Here is a 22,332-nt window from a genome sequence, read left to right as displayed (position 1 = left end):
TTAGGTAAGGAGGTGATCCAACCGCAGGTTCCCCTACGGTTACCTTGTTACGACTTCACCCCAGTCATGAATCACAAAGTGGTAAGCGCCCTCCCGAAGGTTAAGCTACCTACTTCTTTTGCAACCCACTCCCATGGTGTGACGGGCGGTGTGTACAAGGCCCGGGAACGTATTCACCGTAGCATTCTGATCTACGATTACTAGCGATTCCGACTTCATGGAGTCGAGTTGCAGACTCCAATCCGGACTACGACAGACTTTATGAGTTCCGCTTGCTCTCGCGAGGTCGCTTCTCTTTGTATCTGCCATTGTAGCACGTGTGTAGCCCTACTCGTAAGGGCCATGATGACTTGACGTCATCCCCACCTTCCTCCGGTTTATCACCGGCAGTCTCCTTTGAGTTCCCACCATTACGTGCTGGCAACAAAGGATAAGGGTTGCGCTCGTTGCGGGACTTAACCCAACATTTCACAACACGAGCTGACGACAGCCATGCAGCACCTGTCTCAGCGTTCCCGAAGGCACTCCTCTATCTCTAAAGGATTCGCTGGATGTCAAGAGTAGGTAAGGTTCTTCGCGTTGCATCGAATTAAACCACATGCTCCACCGCTTGTGCGGGCCCCCGTCAATTCATTTGAGTTTTAACCTTGCGGCCGTACTCCCCAGGCGGTCGATTTAACGCGTTAGCTCCAGAAGCCACGGTTCAAGACCACAACCTCTAAATCGACATCGTTTACAGCGTGGACTACCAGGGTATCTAATCCTGTTTGCTCCCCACGCTTTCGCACCTGAGCGTCAGTCTTTGTCCAGGGGGCCGCCTTCGCCACCGGTATTCCTCCACATCTCTACGCATTTCACCGCTACACATGGAATTCTACCCCCCTCTACAAGACTCTAGCCAACCAGTTTCAGATGCAATTCCCAAGTTAAGCTCGGGGCTTTCACATCTGACTTAATTGACCGCCTGCGTGCGCTTTACGCCCAGTAATTCCGATTAACGCTTGCACCCTCCGTATTACCGCGGCTGCTGGCACGGAGTTAGCCGGTGCTTCTTCTGCGGGTAACGTCAATTGATAAGGGTATTAACCTTATCACCTTCCTCCCCGCTGAAAGTACTTTACAACCCTAAGGCCTTCTTCATACACGCGGCATGGCTGCATCAGGCTTGCGCCCATTGTGCAATATTCCCCACTGCTGCCTCCCGTAGGAGTCTGGGCCGTGTCTCAGTCCCAGTGTGGCTGATCATCCTCTCAGACCAGCTAGAGATCGTCGCCTAGGTGAGCCTTTACCCCACCTACTAGCTAATCCCATATGGGTTCATCCGATAGTGCAAGGTCCGAAGAGCCCCTGCTTTGGTCCGTAGACATTATGCGGTATTAGCCACCGTTTCCAGTAGTTATCCCCCTCTATCGGGCAGATCCCCATACATTACTCACCCGTCCGCCGCTCGTCAGCAAGAAAGCAAGCTTTCTCCTGTTACCGCTCGACTTGCATGTGTTAGGCCTGCCGCCAGCGTTCAATCTGAGCCATGATCAAACTCTTCAATTAAAAGTGTTTGATGCTCAAAGAAATCGAAAACTTAGCTTATTCATTATATGAATTAACTTGTTAGTCACTCTTCAAGACTTGATACATCTAATTTTTTAGAAGATATCGTCTCTGCGAGTGCCCACACAGATTGTCTGATAATTTGTTAAAGAGCAGTGCAACTATCGCTGCCGTTTCCGGTCTTCTGCGTTGTTGCGAGGAGGTGCATTCTACATCTTCCTCATTCAGTGTCAAGCGCTAATTTATCAGGCTTTTCACTTTTTATTTTGTTCTCTCAGCCGGTTCGCTTAGCGCCCTGTGCCGTGACAACGAGGGCGCATTATAGGGAGTTTTGTGAAGCTGGCAACACTTTTTTTTGATTTTTTTACCGACCGTTTAATTTTCCAACAAATTTAACTTAAAGCGCCAATTTTCTGAGCGTTTTAAAGCCAAAATCGGCTAAAACCGGTTTTAATAATTCACTATACTCATCTTCTTTAAGACAGTAAGCAAAACTAATTTCTTTTGAACCTCTGATTTTATCTTGATTTACAACTAACCACGCAGTTCTTCTTGCAATTGCACCACCAGAATCAATAATTCGAGTACCATCAGGCAAAACAGAAAGTAACTCTTCTTCTAATAGAGGAAAATGGGTACACCCTAATACTACCGTATCTGGTGGCTCTTTCATTTTAAGCCAAGGGGCTAAAATTCTACGTAGCTCATCGCATGACACCTTTTCGCCATGCAGTTTTTTTTCAGCCAACTCCACCAGCTCTGCTGAACCTAATAGATGCACTTTACACTCTGTCGCAAAGCGTTCGATAAGTTCATGAGTATAAGGTCGCTTAACCGTTGCTCTTGTGGCTAATAGACCGACCACACCATTACAGGTAAGTTTTGCTGCAGGTTTAATCGCAGGAACAACACCAACAATGGGGATATCAGTAAATTTAGCACGTAAAGCAGGCAGACTTACTGTACTTGCGGTATTACAAGCGATCACAATCGCTGCTAACTCATGCTGTTGCGCGACAGCACTGACGATACGAACGACACGCTCAATAATAAACTCTTGTGGTTTCTCACCATAAGGAAATGCTTCATTATCGAAAACATAGATATAGTGAGCATCCGGCAGTTTTTCACGGATCTCTCGATAAATAGATAAACCGCCAACCCCAGAGTCAAAAACTAAGACAGTGGGATTAGCGGTAGATTGTGCATCAGAAGTTGTAGCTTCCGGTGAGGAAATATTCACGTCCTGGCGTGCGATAGCCATAAGCTGTCTCATAATCTTTATCAAACAGGTTGGCTATTCTACCACGAATTGAGAGATGAGATGTAATAGGATATGACGCAGTTAAATCCCAAAGACTTACCCCACCTAGTTTTATTCTTTTCGTAGGATATTGGTTAAAGTCTGTATCATAGCGCTTTCCTATATATTGATAATTAATTCCAATATCTATATCTGCGATATTCCAATCTACTTGATACTTAATCTGTTGCTTTGCTCTTCTGCTTAATAGATTATTATCACTATCTCTAGCATCAAGGTACTGCAATGTTAATTGATGATGTAATGATCCAGTATCCATCTCACCAACCCATTCAGCACCTTTTATTTTAGCTTTATTGTAATTAATATAAGTGTTATCTCTAAAAGCAATCAGATTATCAATATCATTTTGATATAGAGATAAACGCCAATCAATCCCTTGAGTTAACCCTTCAACGCCCACTTCCCACTGCTTACTTTTCTCTGGTTTTAAATTGGGATTACCTTTTGTGTTCCATGCAGGATTATCCGCATAAAGTTGCCCTAATGTAGGAGCCTTAAATGCCGTACCATAAGAAGCAATTACTCGATAGTTATCGACGAACTCCCAACTTGCACTGGTTTGCCATGTAGTATGCCAGTTAAATTCATCGTGGTGATCAGAACGAATAGCGCCTTCAACGATAACTGAACTAAGTTGTTTTTGAGATGTGAGATATAGCCCAGTATTATCAATTGTTCTTTGATGAGGTACTGATGCTGAATTCGCTTCAATCGTTTGTCTTTGCCAATCCATTCCAGCGCTGATCATGCCACTTGGAATTAAAAAGGTGTTCCCCCATTGGACATTATATTGTTTAGAATTATCTACAGAAGAGCCCTTACCATCACGGCCATTTGTTGAAATGTAGTTATAGTCTTTAGTTTGGCTATACACCGTAATTAATTGACTAAAATAGGAATCACCACTGAACTTAATACCCGCTTCATAATTACGATTATAAGTTTTACTTTGATCTGTATTACCGGGATAAGATGCAACATAAGTAGTACGATTATCATAACCATACCCTTTCATGTAGCCTTGAAAGTTATCATTAAAAATATGGTCGATACCAAACCAATAGGATTTATTCATAAATCCATGTCTGTCATGAAAAGGAGCGGCAACAGGGACAGAATCATCCGTTGCATGTATTCCCTTAGTATAAGTATATCCACCTGCCGCAGATAATGTGGTTCTCTCACCTACCTTTTGTTGTATTGAACCATTGTAATTTTGATATCCATGGCTTCCTATTCCTGCATTTAACGTTAAACCATCATTTTGGCGTTTCGTTATAAAATTAATGACCCCACCAATCGCATCGGAGCCATAAACAGCCGAACGAGGGCCTCTTATATATTCAATACGTTGTACTAAAGAAAGAGGCAGTTGACTCATATCGTAAGAGCCAGAAATCCCTGCTTGGTTAGTACGTACACCATCAATTAATATTAATACATGTCTTGAGTCAGTTCCTCGCACAAAGACTGAACTCATCTGCCCTATACCACCACTTTGTGCTACATCAATCCCTGGCATTCTACGCAATACATCAAGCACACTATTGCTCTGCCAGCGATCGATCTGTTCACGATCAACAATAGTCACTGGCGCTAAAATAGAGGAGGTAGGTTGTTGAAAACGATTAGCAGTCACACTCAATGTATTATCAGCCTGTGCAAATAGGTTGAAACTGCTCGTCATAACACTTAAAGCAACACTTGAAAGAAAAAATACTTTTTTATTATTCATGAAATCTGCATCCAACAGAAATAAGTAGCAGGATGCCGCCAAAATTAAATAAAACGCGTACTTAATTTTACATGCGACAAATGTTCGGCAGGTCTTCGGACTCTAGGTTAAATACTCTGAGCATTTAAGATAATGACTTCCCACAGCACTGATTTTGGTGCATTGCAGTGTCTTTTATTATCCTTGATCCTATTACCGCTGCGCGTCAGTTCTGGCTTTGCACCAGATTCCCTTTTCACTCCATATCGGAGACCGAATCGCTATGCTACGATGCCAACTTCACTGAGTCCAGAAATTGAACATGAAGAATACTGGACATCTTCATGAGGATCTCTACAATTTCGCTCGCTTAACTTTATTACTGCCAAAAACAAGGCGAGATACCATGCAAAATTCATTACCAACGCAAACATACCAGTCTCAACTGAATGAAAAGACCGAACGCCTACAAAAGATGATGGCACCTTTTAATGCGCCTAATGTGGAAGTTTTTTCATCACCAGAACAACATTATCGTATGCGTGCAGAATTTCGCATCTGGCATGAGCAGGACGCTCTGTATCATATTATGTTTGATCAAGAGACTAAGCAGCGTATCCGCGTTGACCAATTTCCAGTGGCGAGCCAACTGATTAATCAGATGATGGTAGCTTTATTGGCAGAAATAAAAGATAAACCAACACTGCGCCATAAATTATTTCAAATTGATTATCTTTCAACCTTAAGCAATAAAATCATTGTATCGTTGTTATATCACAAAAAAATTGATGAGACTTGGCAACAAGAAGCGACAGCATTACGCCAAACATTGATTGCTCAGGGGTTTGATGTGCAATTAATTGGCCGAGCATATAAAACTAAAATTATGCTCGATAATGATTTTGTCGATGAAGTATTACCTGTTGCGGGTCAACAGATGATCTACCGTCAAGTGGAAAATAGCTTTACCCAACCTAATGCACAGGTCAATATTAAGATGTTGGAATGGGCACTATCAGTCACTGAAAACTCAACCGGTGATCTGTTAGAGCTTTATTGCGGTAACGGCAATTTCTCTCTCGCCCTTGCGCGTAATTTTAAGCGAGTGCTAGCCACTGAGATAGCGAAGCCCTCAGTGCATGCAGCGCAATATAATATCGCGATGAACCATATTGATAATGTTAAAATTATTCGTATGTCAGCGGAAGATTTTACTCAAGCAATGAATGGCGTAAGGGAATTTAAACGCTTAGAAGGGATTAATCTACAAGATTACCAATGTGAAACTATTTTTGTTGACCCACCACGCAGTGGTTTGGATGAGAAAACTGTTGAGTTGGTTAAGAATTACTCGCGCATTTTATATATCTCTTGTAATCCGCAGACTCTGTGCCAGAATTTAGAAACGCTGATCAAAACTCACAAAATCAGCAAGTTAGCACTTTTTGACCAATTCCCTTACACCCATCATATGGAATGTGGTGTGTTATTGGAGAAAAGATAACTTTTAATTTTAGAAGTTATAGCAGAAATTACCACCAAAACCCCAATAAAAACAAAACACCAGTAAGTGCACTTACTGGTGTCAAAATCTCGCTGTGTTTACAACCAAAAGCTGATAACAATTAATATTGCTCTGCTTGCGATGCTTTCTCAGCGTCTTCTTCCTGTTCACGTAGACGTTTACGCTGTTTAATTTGACGATAAATCCATAGAGCAATAATCACAATACATACAGAAGAGAAGAAGTTAGAGCCCATTTCAGGGTTAGAGGTTTTTAAATATGCATTGTAACCAAATAGCCCTAATAAAAAGAATGAGAAAATTAACTTAGGCATACCATCAGTCATTGGTTGATTTAAATAACGTTGGTATAAGCAGTAAACAGCTAGAACTAAACTAATCAGTGGAAAAATAGACCAAGGTCCAGTAAGTGGGTTAAATAAAGTTGAGTAACTACCATGTAAAGCAACACCGATAACTACGGAAAGTAATAGTGTGCTTTTTTCACAGCGATTTTGTTCCATCATTTATCTCCTTTCTGATGCATTTTTTTCTTTATTTCGGGGTTATTTTGTAGAGGTGTTTCTAAATCACGTCGATACCAATAGTAAGCGCCTTTGGCAATCATCCGTAGTTGTATTACTAATCTTTCTTCTAATTGTTGGCGTTTTTCAATATCAATATCTAATGCTTCTGCCCCTGCACTAAATACGATAGTCACCATCGCTTCAGCCTGCATTTCAGTAAAATAACGTGGCATATTACTTTCTTGCTCAAGATAGTCTGCCAGTTCTGCAATAAAATGTTGGATCTCTCGTGCGACAGCGGCACGAAATTCAGCAGATGTGCCAGAGCGTTCACGTAACAATAATCGAAAAGCATTCGGATTATTACCAATAAATTCCATAAAGGTAGAAACCGATGTACGGATCACACTTCCACCTTTAGCAATACGCTGTCGTGCTTGTCGCATCAATTGACGTAGCATCAGTCCACTTTCATCGACCATAGTTAACCCCAACTCATCAACATCTTTAAAATGACGATAAAATGAGGTAGGTGCAATACCCGCTTCTCGCGCCACTTCTCGTAAGCTTAGGCTAGTAAAACTACGTTCTGCACTGAGTTGGCTAAAAGCTGCTTCAATCAAAGAACGGCGGGTTTTTTCTTTTTGTTTCGCTCTGATGCCAATATTATTACTCACAGCAATCCTGATAATCCAAATGTGGTTTATAACCAATATATCAAATTTTTACAGAAAATAAGTACGTACCGTTATCCATAACGACACATTCAGATAAAAAACTAAATAAAGTGTGACTAATGCCCCTAATGTCAATTGGGCTATTATTCATTCTAATGTTAATATGTCGTTGTCGTTTTGTATAAAACAGGTCTCTTCCTATGCAACATTCTCATTTCGATGCAATTGTAATCGGTTCAGGTCCTGGTGGTGAAGGCGCGGCCATGGGGCTGGTTAAACAAGGAAAACGCGTCGCCGTCATTGAACGTTATGATCAAGTCGGTGGTGGTTGTACTCACTGGGGAACTATCCCTTCAAAGGCTCTACGCCACGCGGTCAGTCGTATTATCGAGTTTAATCAAAACCCGCTCTATAGCGACCAATCTCGCCTGATCAACTCCTCTTTTTCTCAAATACTACGCCAAGCCAGCACGGTAATCAGTCAACAGACTAAAATGCGTCAAGGCTTCTACGAGCGTAATCATTGTACGATGTATTCAGGCGAAGCTGCTTTTATTGATGATCATAGAATTAGCGTACGTTATCCTGATGGTACTTGTGATATTCTCAGTGCAGATAATTTTATTATTGCCACAGGCTCTCGCCCTTATTGCCCACCGGATGTTGATTTCTCACACTCTCGTATTTATAACAGCGATACCATACTCGACCTTGAGCATGAACCTCGCCATGTCATTATTTATGGTGCTGGGGTCATTGGTTGTGAATACGCTTCTATTTTTAGAGGTCTAAGAGTAAAAGTTGATTTAATTAATACTCGTGATCATCTACTGTCATTCCTTGATCAAGAAATGTCAGATGCACTCTCTTACCATTTTTGGAATAACGGTATTGTTATTCGACACAATGAAGAGTACGACACCATCGAAGGCGTTGATGATGGCGTTATTGTTCATCTAAAATCCGGTAAGAAAGTCAAAGCCGATTGTCTGCTTTATGCTAATGGTAGAACGGGTAATACCGATACGCTTGGTTTAGAAAATGTTGGGATCAAAACCGATAGCCGTGGACAAGTGGCAGTTAATGCGCATTATCAAACCAGTTGTGAACATATCTATGCAGTAGGTGATGTGATTGGCTATCCAAGCTTAGCCTCTGCGGCTTATGATCAAGGGCGCATTGCGGCACTTGCGCTTACCACAGGCACCTCGGAAACGCATTTAATTGAAGATATTCCAACGGGTATCTATACCATTCCAGAAATCAGCTCTGTGGGTAAAACGGAACAGCAACTCACCGCAATGAAGATCCCCTATGAGGTCGGTCGTTCACAATTTAAGCATCTTGCTAGAGCCCAAATTGCGGGTATGAATGTCGGTAGCTTAAAAATTCTTTTTCACCGTGAAACCAAGCAAATTTTAGGTATTCACTGCTTTGGCGAGCGCGCTGCTGAAATAATTCATATCGGCCAAGCAATTATGGAGCAGAAAGGAGAAGGCAATACTATCGAATACTTCGTTAATACCACCTTCAACTATCCAACCATGGCGGAAGCCTATCGCGTTGCTGCTTTAAATGGTTTAAATCGCTTATTTTGATGCTGCTTTCTTAGCCTCATAAAATGCGGTCATATGATCACGGATTGTCTCTGCTAATTGTTCATAACGATTACGCAAAGGCGATCCGGGGCGATAAGCCAAAATAATAGAACGTGATGGGTTAGGTGAAGTACAATCTAAATAGCAAACGCCATCGCGTTTTTGTGCTTGAGGTACCGCTAAATCAGGTAAAAGTGTAATACCACTTCCTGCAGCGACCATATTACGCAATGTTTCTAAACTAGTTGCTCTAAAATGGGTATCTTCTTTAGCCCCTGCTTGGAAACAAAAACCTAAAGCTTGATCACGTAAGCAATGCCCATCTTCTAACATTAATAAACGTTGGCCTGCTAAGTCCCCCATCGGCACTGATTTGCGATCATGCCATGGATGCTCATCATAAATAGCTAATTTCATCGGCTCTTCAAACAAAGGCACTTCTATAAAAGGGGCACTCTCTTTTACCATGGCTAAAATAGCACAGTCGAGTTTACCGCTATCTAACTGAGCTAATAAGCTATTGGTTTGTGCTTCGTGAAGATACATCTCTAACTTAGGGTAGTTTCTATGTAATTCGGGAATAATATGCGGTAATAAATAAGGTCCAACAGTAGGAATAAGCCCAATATGTAACGGCCCTGCCATACTCTCACCTTGTAGTGATGCCATTTCTTGTAGCACTTTCACTTCACGTAATACCGTTTTCGCTTGCTCTACTAGCAATAATCCCTGCTGGGTAAACAGTACTTTGCGACTGGTTCTTTCAAGTAACATAACGCCTAATTCGTCCTCAAGTTTACGAATTTGGCCACTTAATGTTGGCTGGCTCACATGGCAAGAATCTGCCGCACGGCGAAAATGTTTATGCTCAGCTAGAGCCACCAGATATTCCAAATCACGGATATTCATTGCAGATCCCATACTTATTACTGATAGTTAATAGCTATAGATAATATAACAACTGATAAATTTTTCTATCAATCGTGCGTTATTGTAACGTGATTTTTTCATCTTTTATCAATAAATGGTGATATATCAATTGATTAAACTATTATTATCGGTAAGCGTCCATAAAAAAGCAGGGCAGTTCATGAGCCACCCTGCTTTTTTTGAATAATCTATCAGTTATACAATGGGATAAAACTACTCATCCATATTAAGCTGTTTTTTGGCCTCAGTAATGGCATAAGAAACCTGCTGTTGAGATACTCCACCTTTTGCTAATCGTTTATCTAAACAAGATTGCAATGAAAGGATCTCGTAAACTTCAACGGTAATTTTGCTACTAAACTTCTGTAATTCAGATAGCGCCAACTCTTCAAGCGCTTTACCTTGCTCAATTGCACTAACAACAACTTCACCGACAATATGGTGAGCTTGGCGAAATGGCACCCCTTTTGCGACTAAATAATCAGCAAGCTCTGTCGCATTGGCATAACCTTGTTTTGCAGCCTCTTCACAACGAGGACGGCGAACCTGCAACCCATCAAGCACTAATGTTGCCATATGCAAACAATCAGACCAAGTATCAACGGCATCAAACAGCCCTTCTTTGTCTTCTTGCATATCTTTATTATAAGCAAGAGGCAACCCTTTTAGAGTCATCATCATTGCGGTTAATGCCCCTTGTACACGCCCGCACTTACCACGAATAAGTTCTAATGCATCAGGATTTTTCTTCTGTGGCATTAATGAAGAGCCAGAAGTGACTTTATCTGAAAGCTCAATAAAACCTGCTTCCCCACTATTAAAGAAAATCAAATCTTCAGCAAAACGAGAAAGATGCACCATACCAATAGCGGCCGCAGATAATAGCTCTAACACATGATCTCTATCTGATACGCTATCTAAACTATTGTTTGTTGCACTGGCAAAACCCAACCATTGAGCTAATTGTTCACGATCAATATCATAAGCGGTACCCGCCAAAGCGCCACTACCCAGTGGACTTACATCTAAACGCGTTAATGCATCCGCTAAACGGCTCTCATCTCTTGCTAACATCTCTTTATAAGCTAAACACCAATGCGCAAAAGTGACGGGTTGAGCACGTTGTAAATGAGTATAACCGGGCATCACAGCATGTTGATTTTGCTCAGCGGTTACCACTAACGCCTTTTGTAATTCAATAATAGCCTGACGTAAGTGGGCGACTTCTTCTTTACACCACAATTTTAAATCTGTCGCGACCTGATCATTACGGCTACGTCCAGTGTGCAACTTCTTACCTAAATCACCCACTTTGGCAATCAGTTTGCTCTCTACCCAACTATGAATATCTTCCGCATCACTTTGTAAAATAGAATGGGGATTAGCTGTTACTTCCTCAGACAGCTCATAAAGTGCCTGTTCAAGTTGAGCTTGTTCATCCTGCGATAAGACACCTACTGTGACTAACGCTTTAGACCAAGCTACTGAACCAAAGATATCTTGTTGTGCGAGTCGATAGTCAAACCGCAGTGAATCATTGAATTGTTTAAACCGTTGATCAGCTTGCTGACTAAAACGTCCACCCCAAAGTGCCATAATCACATCCTATTTTGTCTTTGTTAAAAGTCATGCTTGATAAAAATGTAGAGAGTGATGCCTTTTGTCACATCACTCTTATTGGTCTCACCTTATTTCTTTTTACTTAATGCCCGAATACGTGATGGCAAAGAGTATAGGCGGATAAACCCTTCTGCATGGCTGTGATCATAAACTTCATCTTCACCAAAGGTGGCGAACTCTTCCGAGTAGAGGCTGTTGTCAGATTTTTTCTGAATAGCATTTACATGGCCTTTATAAAGCTCTAACACCACTTCGCCATTTACCTCTGTTGCCAGCGAGTCAGCGGCAGCTTGTAATGAAGCCCGAATTGGCGTAAACCAACGACCGTCATAAACAACATAAGACATCTCTAAACCCAACTGTTGACGCCATTTAAAAGCATCTCTATCCAAAACCAGTTGCTCAACACCACGCAGTGCCGCCATCATAATGGTGCCTCCCGGGGTTTCATAGCAACCGCGAGATTTCATACCGACCAGACGATTTTCCACAATATCAATACGACCAATACCGTGTTTTACGCCTAGCGTATTTAATGTAGCTAAACACTCATAAGGGGATTGAGCTTTGCCATTGATAGCAACCACTTCACCTGCTTTTACCGTTACAGAAACCTGTTCAGGTGTATCAGGGGCTTTTTTCGGATCTACCGTCCATGCCCAGCAATCTTCATTAGAAGCATTCCATGGACTTTCTAACACTCCGCCTTCTGTTGAGATATGCCATGCGTTTTCATCACGACTATAAATTTTCTCAAGTGTCGCCGTGGTTGGAATATGACGAACTTTTAGATAATCCAGTAGGGCTTCACGGGAGCGCAAGTCCCACTCTCTCCAAGGTGCAACCACTTTAAGTTGCGGTGCCAGTGCGGTATAAGTACTTTCAAAACGAACTTGGTCATTACCTTTACCTGTTGCGCCATGCGCCAAGGCATCAGCCCCGAGTTTTAATGCCAATTCAACTTGTGCTTTCGCAATCACAGGACGTGCCATTGAAGTGCCTAACAAATAGCTCCCTTCATATAATGCCCCTGTTTTTAATACTGGATACACATAGTCTTTAATAAACTCTTCTCGTAAATCAACCACATAGCATTCACTGGCCCCTGACGCCAATGCTTTTTGCTCTACGCCTTCCAGATCTTCACGACTTTGTCCCACATCAGCAACAAACGCAACCACCTCGCAATTGTCATAATGCTCTTTTAACCAAGGGATGATAGCCGATGTGTCTAGACCACCTGAATATGCCAGTACAATTTTTTTAATACCTTTCGTCATAGTGATAACCTTTATTCTCAATTGTGTTTATTTCGCCAATATACAAAGCGTTATGTGGTTGTGTTTAAGCTAAAATACGTGTCCCGATCGCCATACCATTAAATAAATCAGTCAGTTTTTCCGCGTGACGCCAACTGGCTATTTCAACAGGACGTCTAAGCGTTTTTGCCGCTTCTAACGCAGCATTAACTTTAACAATCATGCCGTCGGTGATAATGCCTTGGTCGATTAATGCTTGCGCTTTTGTGGCAGATATTTCTGTGAGTTTTTGTCCTTTACCATCCAAAATGCCACTTACATCTGAGAGCAACACCAAATCTGCTCCTAAGGTTTCAGCAATCGCTGTTGCCGCTTGGTCAGCATTAACATTCATCAGTTCACCTTGGATACTCACACCTATAGAACTAATAATCGGGAGATACCCTGCATTCAGTAATAGATTTAATAACTCAGGAGAGCCAGGTTCAGCATTTCCTACATGACCTAGTTCATCACTAATTTTTGTTACTTTGGCTAATTGGCCATCGCCCAAACAAAGTCCGACACCATTTAAACCAAAGCGTGTGGCCCATGACAGCAATGTTTTATTGGCACTTCCTGCCAACGCGCCAGTAATAATGTCAATTTGATCGGCGGGGGTAACTCGTAGGCCTTGTTTTTTAACAACAGGCAATTGCAGCTTTTTCATCAGAGAATCAACCAAACAGCCACCACCATGAACAATCACTAATGGACGACTATGACTAGTACGATATTCTTGTAGTGCTGTAAAAAAACGTGTTAACGCTTTTTCGTTATCTAGCAGTACACCGCCTAGTTTGATAATTAATGGTTCCATAAAACGTCCCTACTCATTATTTAGATAAGTGTTTCGGTTGGTGCAAAACCGAACCGAATGTTCATACATTGCACCGCTTGTGCTGCGGCCCCTTTTAATAAGTTATCTTCCGCACCGACAATAATTAAATGCTCACCTTGTTGTGCTAACCCGATATCACAAAAGGCGGTACCGACAACGGCTTTTAATGCAGGTAGACCTTTGTCATACACACGTACCAACGGTTGGCCTTGATACGCTGTTTCAAATGCCTGCCTTACCTCATTTTCTGTGACACCTTGTTTTAACTTACAGGTGATAGTGGCTAAGATCCCCCTAGCAAAATTACCAAGATGAGGAGTAAAAATGACATCAATGCCAAGGTGGGTAGCAATTTCCGGTTGGTGACGATGCGTAAAAACACCGTAAGGTTGTAAACTCACTTCACAAAAGCTGTTTGTTAAAGACGCTTTTCTGCCGGCGCCACTTACACCGCTGGTGGCATTGATCACAGGCCAGTGAGCGCTGTCTAATAATCCCGCTTCAACTAATGGCTTTAACGACAGCTGAGAAACGGTGGGATAACAACCCGGCACAGCAATGAGTTGAGCCTGACTAATCTGATCAGCGTTCCATTCGGCAAGACCATAAACCGCCTGTGATAACCAATCAGTATTCTTATGCTCGAATCCATAGTATTGTTGGTAGAAATGCTTATTTTGTACTCGGTAGGCGCCGGATAAATCGAACACCACACACCCCTGAGCGAGAAAAATAGGGGCAATGTCATGACTGACTTCATGTGCGGTGGCTAAAAAAACGATATCGATATTTTCAGCGGCATTAGCAACATCGACCATAGGCTCAAGTGGCAAATCAACTAAGCCACGATATTGTGGGTAAAGCTCAGAAAAGCACTTCCCTGCATCTATACTTTGAGCGGATACCATCAGTCTGCTCAAATTCACATGGGGATGCTGCTGAAGATAGGCTGCTAATTCAGCACCGGTGTAACCACTTGCTCCTACAATCAGAGTATTTAACATGTCATTCTTACCTTGTACTATGAACACAAACCGATTAATGTATTTTTATTCAAAAAAAGTGCATGAATATTGATACTATTATGAAGAAAGGCTGTCAACAGTGAATATTAAATTACCTACATTTATTGAGCTTTATCGACAATTAATTGCAACACCCTCAATTAGTGCAACAGATGCTAAGACAGACCAAAGTAACGAGGCACTGATTAATCTGTTGGCTAATTGGTTGGAAACACTCGGTTTTTCAATTGAAATACAACCAGTACCTGAAACCAGAGGGAAATTTAACCTACTTGCTACCCTTGGCAGTGGAACCGGCGGGTTATTACTCTGTGGACATACGGATACGGTGCCATTTGATGAAGGGCGTTGGACTCAAGATCCCTTTACCCTAACGGAAAAAGAAGGCAAGTTATATGGTTTAGGTACGGCAGATATGAAAGGCTTTTTTGCCTTTATTATTGATGCATTGCGAGATATAGATACCTCTCAACTCACACATCCTCTGTATATTCTTGCTACAGCAGATGAAGAAACGTCGATGGCTGGTGCACGTTATTTTGCCGCTAATACCGCTATTCGTCCTGATTTTGCTATTATTGGCGAACCCACCTCATTACAACCAATACGTGCTCACAAAGGGCATTTATCTAATGCTATCCGTATTACTGGGCAATCCGGTCACTCTAGTGATCCGGAAAAAGGTGTCAACGCTATTGAGTTAATGCATGAATCTATCACCCATCTCAGTACACTGCGCGATAGATTAAAAACCCGTTATAACAATCCGGCGTTTGTTATTCCCTATCCCACCATGAACTTTGGTTATATTAACGGTGGTGATGCTGCTAATAGAATTTGTGCTTGCTGTGAATTACATATGGATATTCGCCCATTACCGGGATTAACGCTGCAAGATCTTGATGATCTGCTGCACGAAACATTAGCCCCGGTAAAAGCGCGCTGGCCGGGACGTTTAAGTGTCGAAGCATTGCACGAGCCTATTCCCGGCTACGAGTGTCCGACCGATCATAAAATGGTTGCCGTGATTGAAAAACTACTGGGTGAGAAAGCGCAAACTGTTAATTACTGTACCGAAGCACCTTTTATTCAAGCGCTATGCCCTACGCTAGTGCTTGGTCCTGGCTCCATTGAACAAGCCCACCAGCCTGATGAGTTTATTGATATGGCTTTTATTGAGCCAACTCGTGAATTAATGGGGCAATTAATTGAAAACTTTTGTTTAGCAGAGAAAGCGAAATAATAAAAAATCCTATCGACTTATGTTGAAATGCAAGTTGCAGGTAGGCGATTAGCCCCTGCAACTCGCAATATAACGATTATGCGTTTAATGATTAGCGCAACCAGTTGGTTTTCGCTAATTGCACTATTTCATCGCCACGACCATTAATAATCGCTTTCATCATATACAAGCTAAAACCTTTGGCCTGCTCAAATTTAATTTCCGGAGGCATGGAAAGCTCTTGTTTTGCGGTTACCACATCCACAATAACAGGGCCATCATGTTCAAAGGCTGTTTTTAATGCTTCATCAAGATCTTCGCCTTTCTCAACGCGAATACCTTTAATTCCCGACGCATTGGCAATAGCGGCAAAATCAGGATTATGTAAATCGGTGCCATCAGTCAAATAGCCCCCCGCTTTCATTTCCATCGCCACAAAACCTAATACGCTGTTATTAAAAATCACCACTTTCACCGGTAAGTTCATTTGAGCCAATGAGATGAAATCACCCATTAACATGGTAAAACCACCGTCACCGCACATCGCCACAACTTGACGTTTTCTGTCCAGTGCTTGAATACCAATAGCTTGCGCCATCGCATTCGCCATTGAGCCATGGTTAAACGAACCAATTAAACGACGTTTACCATTCATTTTCACGTAACGTGCTGCCCAAACTGTTGGCGTACCAACATCACAGGTAAATACCGCATCATCGTTGGCTAATTCACTTAATCGACGTGCTAAATACTGAGGGTGGATCAACTCACGCTCACTAGGTTGAGCCAATGCATCTAAATCTTTGCGTGCTTTAGCATAATGTTTTAACGAGGCATCAAGATGTGCGGTATCTGTTTTCTCTTTTAATCGCGGTTGTAATGCATTAAGGGTTGCTTTGACATCTCCAACAAAAGCCATATCCACATGGCAATGTGAGCCAATACTACTTGGATTAAGGTCAATTTGAATAATATTAGCTTTAGCAGGATAGAAAGCGCGATAAGGGAATTGAGTACCTAATAGCACTAAAGTATCGGCATTCTCCATTGCGTGATAACCCGATGAAAAACCGATAAGACCCGTCATTCCCACGCTACATGGATTATTCCACTCGAGATACTCTTTACCACGTAGTGCATGCACAACAGGGGCTTTTAAGGTTTGTGCTAGTTTCACCACTTCATCATGTGCTTGAGCACAACCGGCACCACACATTAAGGTGATATTTTTAGCGTTATTCAGTGCCTCAGACAGTTTTTCGATTTCAAAACGATTCGGCATAATCAGTGGTGATTGTAATGGATACCAATTTTCATGGGCATCTTCTGGAGCGGGTTTTAACGCTACATCACCGGGTAATACCACCACCGCAACACCCTTTTTCAAAATAGCGGTGCGCATAGCGATAGCCAGAATTTGTGGGATCTGATCGGGATTAGAGACTAATTCACAATAGTGACTACATTCACGAAATAACTCTTGAGGATGAGTTTCTTGAAAGTAATTACTACCAATTTCAGCAGAGGGAATATGAGCGGCAATCGCTAACACGGGAACATGATTACGATGACAATCAAAAAGTCCATTAATTAAGTGTAAGTTACCTGGTCCGCAGGAGCCGGCACAAACGGCTAATTCACCATTGATAGCCGCTTCTGCTCCGGCGGCAAAAGCCGCGACTTCTTCATGGCGTGTGCCCATCCATTCAATGGTACCCATTTTGCGCAAGCTATCACTTAATCCATTCAATGAATCGCCCGTCACCCCCCAAATACGTTTCACACCTGCATTATGGAGCACTTTAGCAATATAGGTTGCAACTGTTTGCTTACTCATGTGACGCATTTCCTTTTTATTTTAGTGGGTAATCTCTCTACATGCTGCCCCAGATATAACAACCGACTCTTTTACCACATCATATAGAGAATACCGTGTTATTAAATCAAATATTAAGAATAACATCTCTTGATTGATTGTCACGGTAGATAGGTCAATTAATAAAGGAAATTAACTATAAAAAATAATACTATTGATAAATGCACTCATCGCTTTTATGACTCATTTCGCATTAAATAAGAATCTATCTCATTTATATTGTATTAAAATCATCAAGTGCTAGACAAAATAAACTTATAGGATTATTTTAATAATTAAACTAATTTTTAATTGCTCTTTTTCTACTATCATTTTATTTAACAATATAGCTGACACATTTCAGCCTTACTCTCTGTCTTTCCTCAATAATTTCAGTTAACTCAAATTGTTAATAAATTTATTACTATTATTTTATTTCATGTCCCATGAAAAAGAGGTATGAAGTAAACATGACATTGGTCACGCTACCTTTTGCTTTTTGTCCTCTAGAATAAAGCCTGTTTATTTTTCTACGGAGATTAACGGATGGACAAAAGTAGAAGTCCGATAAAGGTTTTCTTTATTAGTATTCTGGCAGTCCTTTTCTTAATTTTTATTTCACAATATGTGATTGGTAAAAAAGAAATTAAGATTGGCATTGCAGTCATTCCTATTCTACCAATGTTATTTGCAGTTATTATTGGTATGTTTATGTCGGCTGGATTTACCCGCAAAAAAATTAAAGTTTGGGGTAAATTATTTACAGAAAAAGAAGAAGGCTTCTGCGGTAAAATGGTAGGTTTCAGCCTACTTATTTTAGGTACGCAATATGCTGGCATGATCGTCCCAAATATAAAAATGATTTTAAGTGTCGGTATTCCTTTATTTGTTCAAGAGCTAGGAAACTTATTACCAGTATTAATTGCCGTACCATTAGCCATTAAATTTGGTTTTGGTCGCCGTGCAATTGGTGCATGTTCATCTATTAGTCGAGAACCTTCTATCGCCGTTATTCAAGGTAGATTTGGGACTGGCTCACAAGAATATATTGGTGTATTAGCAATTTACTTATGTGGTTCTGTTATCGGGACTTTATGGTTTAGCGTATTAGGTAGTCTTGCACCATTAACAGGCTTACACCCACTTGCTCTAGCAGCAGGCTCCGGCGTAGGTTCAGGTTCAATGTTAAGTGCTGCATCAGGGGCATTAATTAACGGTTTAGACGAAGCTTTAGCACAACAAGTATTAAGTGTTGCGGCTGCATCTAACTTATTATCTTCTGCACTTGGCGCACTCTCATTAACCTATTTAGGTTTACCTCTTTCAGAAAAAATTTATAAAGTTTTCACCAGAGGCAAAACTGCATGAAAAATATAATTATAGATATGAAATTAGTATTCGTTGCTATTTTACTGGCAATGTTTACTCAAACGTTAACATCAGGGATTGCTATTTATGCAATGTGGGATAGCTTTATTGCTATGTCTGTAGTGGTTTTTATTTCACTCGTTGCTAAACAATATTTACCTTCATCTCTACCAACATTTGCTTATGCAACTATTATCGGGATACTTATTTGTTTACCTGAAACACCTGTAAGAGAGTTTTTTATTAGTTCTATTGGTAAAGTCTCTTTCTTATCTTGTTGTGTACCTTTATTAGCATTTGCTGGTTTATCCGTTGGTGGCCAATTAGAAGAACTGAAGAAAATGTCATGGAAAGTGATCCTTATTTTCATGATTGTTTCTACCTGCTGTTTCTTCGGCGCATCAATCGTCGCACAAATTGGATTTACTATCCAGGGAGTTATCTAATGAATAATATTTATAATGTCAACGAAAAACTCTTTCAATTAAATGACTTTAGTAAAAAAACACGACAAGATCTGCACAAAATTCCTGAGTTATCAGGTGAAGAATATAAAACATCAAAGTATTGCCGTGAATTGATGGAAAGCTTTGGCTATCAAATTAAAACCTTTGATGGCTATACTGGATTTACTGCCGATTTAATTGTTAATGCTGATTTTCCACTAATTGCCATCCGTGCAGATATGGATGGATTAGAAATGCCAGACTTAACGAACAACGAACACAGCTCTATCCATCAAGGTTGTGCACATAATTGTGGTCACGATACTCATATGACCATTGCATTAACGGCCGCTAAATACCTTGCTGAAAATCAAGCAGAAATGAGCGCTAATGTGCGTTTTATTTTCCAAATGGCAGAAGAGGATATGCGTGTTCCTGGTGCTGACAAAATGGTTGAGTTAGGTTGCATGGAAGGCGTTGATGAAACTTACGCACTACATAATGATGCAGCTATCGAAACCGGTTGTGTACGTTTTAATGATGGTGTCATGTCATCTTACGGCTCAGCATGGACATTAGATGTTTATGGTGTTTCTGCGCACGGATCTACACCGCATAAAGGTTTAGATGCTATTCGTGAAGCAACTCGCTTAATTGATTATATGGATTATGTGGTTGCCAAAAAAACTGATCCCTTTAGCCCTGCGGTATTTGGTTGCGGCATGATCAATGGCGGTACTATTCCTAATGCGTTAGCAGATCACGTTCAAGCCCGTGGTACTATCCGCTCTATGGATGAAAATACCGACAAAGTATTAAAAGAAAGTTTTAATGAAATCGTAGCACGCAGTACAGCGGGTGGATTTAAAACAACATTAACAGCGACAGGCTACCCTGCTGTTATTAACCATCCTACGGCTTATCAGCGTTTACTAGAAGCCACTCGCCAATTTTTACCAGAAGAGAATATCGAATCTAACGGTAAACCAATGACGGGTAGTGAAGACTTTAGCTATATGGTGAATGCCACTAAAGGTAAAGTTGGCGCAATGTTCTTTTTAGGCAGTGGTAATCAAGCTAAAGGTATCAATAACTACCTTCATGCTAATCCTTATTTTGTTGATGATGATTGCTTATTAGTGGGTGCACAGATTTTTGTTAATCTGCTAACTCGCAAATAATTACTTATTCTGCCCTAAGCCCGTTTTTTGCCCCCGCAAAAAACGGGCTTTTTAGTCCCTCATCTTAACTGAAGATTTATTCTATTATTTTCTCTTTGCTATTTACCGAAATCAGATCAGGTAACCCCTGATACACTTCTTTGCTATGCCACTGGGTTTCCCACTGCTCTGGCATCTGAATAATATTTCTATCAATATGCGGAGCATAGAGTGAAATAAACTCATGCATATAATCTTTCATATGCGTATGTTTACTTAGGCATATATGTGTATAACTGGGCTGTACTAAGTGATCGATATTGATGCACTTTAATGCTTGGCTATCTTCTATTTCATCATAAGCAACCGTGGCAATCACACCAATACCAAGGTGGCGCTTGACATAATATTTAATAATTTCGGTATCTGTCGCCGTCAATGCCACTTGAGGTTTAAGATGGTTTTTATAAAACACTTTATCGAGTTTAGAGCCTCGAGTGAAACCAAACACATAGGTAATAAGGGGATATTGACCAAGTTGTTCAATGGTAACCTGTTGATCATCAGGTAATGATGCAAGAGGGTGATCATAAGGTACTAATAAACTACGAGTCCAGCGATAGCAAGGCAAAGTAATTAAATCTTCATATAAATGCATCGATTCTGTGGCAATGGCAAAATCGACATCGCCATTTTTTACCATTTCTGCTAACTGAGCAGGAGCACCTTGGTGAAAATGGAGTGAAATATTAGGGTAATAGCGGCGAAAATGATCAATGACGTTGGGTAAGGAGTAACGTATTTGCGTATGTGTTGTGGCAATGTGCAAATCTACTTTTTTATTACGATCTTCTTCTGCCACAATACTTTTAATTTTATCAACCTGCCCAAGAATATCGCTAGCTATTTTATGGACCTCTTTCCCCATAGGACTAAGTGCTAATAAATTATTATTTTTACGGACGAATAAAGAAACACTGAGTTCGTCTTCTAATATCTTAAGTTGCTTACTAATCGTTGGTTGTGAAGTATAGAGTTTCTCTGCCGCATTCGTAATGTTAAAGTCATTTCGCACTACTTCAACAAAGCTTTTCAGTTGATTAATATTCATGAGGAGTACCTGGGTTAATTGGCACAAGCATGCCGTTAATTATTGATTTTATAAAAATAATTATTGTTAATATTTATACTACAATGTCATTACTCAAATTATCTGCTCTTATGCCTAGTGGATATTATGACATCTCCTCTCTTTTTGCTCTCTTAATAAGAATAGTGATATCTACTTAATTATCCACTGACTTACCTTATCTATTTGCTAGAATAGAAAAGTGACTGCACCAAATCTAGCAATGACTGTTTTTATTTCTGTGTTTTAGCACAACGAATAATAGATGATTTCATCCACATTAAAGCAGATATTAACTATTTATTATGCATAATTTGACTATCAATATATTATTTCTAATCAAAAAATAAAAATCCAACATAACCCATTGTTATATAATAATATTTACTATTAGCTTTTTATCGCCATCTTCATCTAACTTAATTCAAATTTACAACCATTAACATCATGGATTTTACACAAAAGTCATATTCAGCTATGATATAGGTCACATTTTTTACTTAGAGGCTTCGTTTTGTTATATCAAAACAACGACAAAAAATCC

The 22,332-nt window shown here is 40.6% G+C and carries 17 protein-coding genes, 1 rRNA gene and 1 riboswitch; of the genes, 6 read left to right on the top strand and 12 right to left on the bottom strand.

What is annotated here, in order from left to right:
* Positions 1–5: 5 nt before the first annotated feature.
* The 3 genes from AACU98_RS05370 to btuB form a co-directional block, all read right to left on the bottom strand.
* Positions 6–1,548 (bottom strand): 16S ribosomal RNA (locus AACU98_RS05370).
* 397 nt (positions 1,549–1,945) lie between these two features.
* Positions 1,946–2,812 (bottom strand): glutamate racemase, encoded by an 867-nt coding sequence (gene murI, locus AACU98_RS05365; protein WP_004246377.1) that lies wholly within the window; start codon positions 2,810–2,812, stop codon positions 1,946–1,948.
* Positions 2,757–4,610, bottom strand: coding sequence for a TonB-dependent vitamin B12 receptor BtuB (gene btuB, locus AACU98_RS05360; RefSeq protein WP_060555806.1), 1,854 nt, complete (start codon positions 4,608–4,610; stop codon positions 2,757–2,759). Before btuB ends, murI begins: the two co-directional genes overlap by 56 nt.
* A 69-nt stretch (positions 4,611–4,679) precedes the next feature.
* Positions 4,680–4,882, bottom strand: a riboswitch (cobalamin riboswitch).
* Between the two features lie 113 nt (positions 4,883–4,995).
* Here btuB and trmA point away from each other — a divergent pair.
* The gene (gene trmA, locus AACU98_RS05355) at positions 4,996–6,093 is read left to right on the top strand and encodes a tRNA (uridine(54)-C5)-methyltransferase TrmA (protein WP_004249698.1); all 1,098 of its coding nucleotides are present in this window, start codon (positions 4,996–4,998) and stop codon (positions 6,091–6,093) included.
* Positions 6,094–6,214: 121 nt separating this feature from the next.
* Here the strand turns inward: trmA and AACU98_RS05350 are convergent, their stop codons facing one another.
* Positions 6,215–6,616 (bottom strand): YijD family membrane protein, encoded by a 402-nt coding sequence (locus AACU98_RS05350; RefSeq protein ID WP_004249699.1) that lies wholly within the window; start codon positions 6,614–6,616, stop codon positions 6,215–6,217.
* Positions 6,616–7,296 (bottom strand): HTH-type transcriptional repressor FabR, encoded by a 681-nt coding sequence (gene fabR, locus AACU98_RS05345; RefSeq protein WP_004246383.1) that lies wholly within the window; start codon positions 7,294–7,296, stop codon positions 6,616–6,618. The genes AACU98_RS05350 and fabR overlap by 1 nt, the downstream gene beginning before the upstream one ends.
* Before the next feature lie 200 nt (positions 7,297–7,496).
* Here fabR and sthA point away from each other — a divergent pair, with 200 nt between their 5' ends.
* Complete coding sequence (gene sthA, locus AACU98_RS05340; protein ID WP_004246384.1) at positions 7,497–8,894, top strand: Si-specific NAD(P)(+) transhydrogenase; 1,398 nt, start codon at positions 7,497–7,499, stop codon at positions 8,892–8,894.
* Here the strand turns inward: sthA and oxyR are convergent.
* The 5 genes from oxyR to argC form a co-directional block, all read right to left on the bottom strand.
* Entirely contained in the window at positions 8,886–9,803 is a 918-nt protein-coding gene (gene oxyR / locus AACU98_RS05335) for a DNA-binding transcriptional regulator OxyR (protein ID WP_004249700.1), read from the bottom strand. The two genes, sthA and oxyR, sit on opposite strands and share 9 nt — an antisense overlap.
* Positions 9,804–10,037: 234 nt before the next feature.
* On the bottom strand, positions 10,038–11,420 hold the full coding sequence (gene argH / locus AACU98_RS05330) for an argininosuccinate lyase (RefSeq protein WP_004246386.1): 1,383 nt from the start codon (positions 11,418–11,420) through the stop codon (positions 10,038–10,040).
* 92 nt (positions 11,421–11,512) lie between these two features.
* Entirely contained in the window at positions 11,513–12,724 is a 1,212-nt protein-coding gene (locus AACU98_RS05325) for an argininosuccinate synthase (RefSeq protein ID WP_004246387.1), read from the bottom strand.
* A gap of 64 nt (positions 12,725–12,788) precedes the next feature.
* Entirely contained in the window at positions 12,789–13,562 is a 774-nt protein-coding gene (gene argB / locus AACU98_RS05320; RefSeq protein ID WP_004246388.1) for an acetylglutamate kinase, read from the bottom strand.
* Positions 13,563–13,582: 20 nt separating this feature from the next.
* Positions 13,583–14,587: an N-acetyl-gamma-glutamyl-phosphate reductase gene (gene argC / locus AACU98_RS05315; RefSeq protein ID WP_161735653.1), complete on the bottom strand. Its 1,005-nt coding sequence runs from the start codon at positions 14,585–14,587 to the stop codon at positions 13,583–13,585.
* A gap of 100 nt (positions 14,588–14,687) precedes the next feature.
* Here argC and argE point away from each other — a divergent pair, with 100 nt between their 5' ends.
* Positions 14,688–15,851, top strand: a complete 1,164-nt coding sequence (argE, locus tag AACU98_RS05310; protein ID WP_004249893.1) for an acetylornithine deacetylase — start codon at positions 14,688–14,690, stop codon at positions 15,849–15,851.
* Between the two features lie 91 nt (positions 15,852–15,942).
* Here argE and poxB read toward each other — a convergent pair whose 3' ends face one another.
* The gene (gene poxB / locus AACU98_RS05305; protein WP_017827020.1) at positions 15,943–17,667 is read right to left on the bottom strand and encodes a ubiquinone-dependent pyruvate dehydrogenase; all 1,725 of its coding nucleotides are present in this window, start codon (positions 17,665–17,667) and stop codon (positions 15,943–15,945) included.
* A 564-nt stretch (positions 17,668–18,231) separates the two neighbouring features.
* On the opposite strand from poxB, the gene AACU98_RS05300 reads away from it, so the two are divergent.
* From AACU98_RS05300 to AACU98_RS05290, 3 genes are read left to right on the top strand one after another with little or no spacing between them, the layout of a single operon-like run.
* A complete protein-coding gene (locus AACU98_RS05300) occupies positions 18,232–19,053 on the top strand; it encodes a DUF3100 domain-containing protein (RefSeq protein WP_004246392.1) in 822 nt (273 codons plus the stop codon).
* Positions 19,050–19,499 (top strand): hypothetical protein, encoded by a 450-nt coding sequence (locus AACU98_RS05295; protein ID WP_004246394.1) that lies wholly within the window; start codon positions 19,050–19,052, stop codon positions 19,497–19,499. The genes AACU98_RS05300 and AACU98_RS05295 overlap by 4 nt, the downstream gene beginning before the upstream one ends.
* Positions 19,499–20,680 carry a M20 metallopeptidase family protein gene (locus tag AACU98_RS05290; protein ID WP_161735650.1) on the top strand — a complete coding sequence of 394 codons (1,182 nt, stop codon included), beginning with the start codon at positions 19,499–19,501 and terminating at the stop codon, positions 20,678–20,680. The genes AACU98_RS05295 and AACU98_RS05290 overlap by 1 nt, the downstream gene beginning before the upstream one ends.
* Before the next feature lie 76 nt (positions 20,681–20,756).
* On the opposite strand, the gene AACU98_RS05285 is transcribed toward AACU98_RS05290, so the two are convergent.
* Entirely contained in the window at positions 20,757–21,770 is a 1,014-nt protein-coding gene (locus AACU98_RS05285) for a LysR substrate-binding domain-containing protein (RefSeq protein ID WP_004246397.1), read from the bottom strand.
* Between the last annotated feature and the right edge of the window lie 562 nt (positions 21,771–22,332).

Source organism: Proteus sp. G4380 (genome assembly GCF_963885725.1).
GTDB classification, from domain to species: Bacteria; Pseudomonadota; Gammaproteobacteria; order Enterobacterales; family Enterobacteriaceae; genus Proteus; species Proteus mirabilis.
Note: the sequence above shows the minus strand (reverse complement) of the source record. Positions and strands in the feature narration are given on the sequence as shown.

Bases quoted from the DNA above. Each gene is read 5' to 3' on its own strand.
- murI (WP_004246377.1), bottom strand. From the start codon at position 2,812: ATGGCTATCGCACGCCAGGACGTGAATATTTCCTCACCGGAAGCTACA.
- btuB (WP_060555806.1), bottom strand. From the start codon at position 4,610: ATGAATAATAAAAAAGTATTTTTTCTTTCAAGTGTTGCTTTAAGTGTT.
- trmA (WP_004249698.1), top strand. From the start codon at position 4,996: ATGCAAAATTCATTACCAACGCAAACATACCAGTCTCAACTGAATGAA.
- AACU98_RS05350 (WP_004249699.1), bottom strand. From the start codon at position 6,616: ATGGAACAAAATCGCTGTGAAAAAAGCACACTATTACTTTCCGTAGTT.
- sthA (WP_004246384.1), top strand. From the start codon at position 7,497: ATGCAACATTCTCATTTCGATGCAATTGTAATCGGTTCAGGTCCTGGT.
- oxyR (WP_004249700.1), bottom strand. From the start codon at position 9,803: ATGAATATCCGTGATTTGGAATATCTGGTGGCTCTAGCTGAGCATAAA.
- argH (WP_004246386.1), bottom strand. From the start codon at position 11,420: ATGGCACTTTGGGGTGGACGTTTTAGTCAGCAAGCTGATCAACGGTTT.
- AACU98_RS05325 (WP_004246387.1), bottom strand. From the start codon at position 12,724: ATGACGAAAGGTATTAAAAAAATTGTACTGGCATATTCAGGTGGTCTA.
- argB (WP_004246388.1), bottom strand. From the start codon at position 13,562: ATGGAACCATTAATTATCAAACTAGGCGGTGTACTGCTAGATAACGAA.
- argC (WP_161735653.1), bottom strand. From the start codon at position 14,587: ATGTTAAATACTCTGATTGTAGGAGCAAGTGGTTACACCGGTGCTGAA.
- poxB (WP_017827020.1), bottom strand. From the start codon at position 17,667: ATGAGTAAGCAAACAGTTGCAACCTATATTGCTAAAGTGCTCCATAAT.
- AACU98_RS05300 (WP_004246392.1), top strand. From the start codon at position 18,232: ATGGACAAAAGTAGAAGTCCGATAAAGGTTTTCTTTATTAGTATTCTG.
- AACU98_RS05295 (WP_004246394.1), top strand. From the start codon at position 19,050: ATGAAAAATATAATTATAGATATGAAATTAGTATTCGTTGCTATTTTA.
- AACU98_RS05290 (WP_161735650.1), top strand. From the start codon at position 19,499: ATGAATAATATTTATAATGTCAACGAAAAACTCTTTCAATTAAATGAC.
- AACU98_RS05285 (WP_004246397.1), bottom strand. From the start codon at position 21,770: ATGAATATTAATCAACTGAAAAGCTTTGTTGAAGTAGTGCGAAATGAC.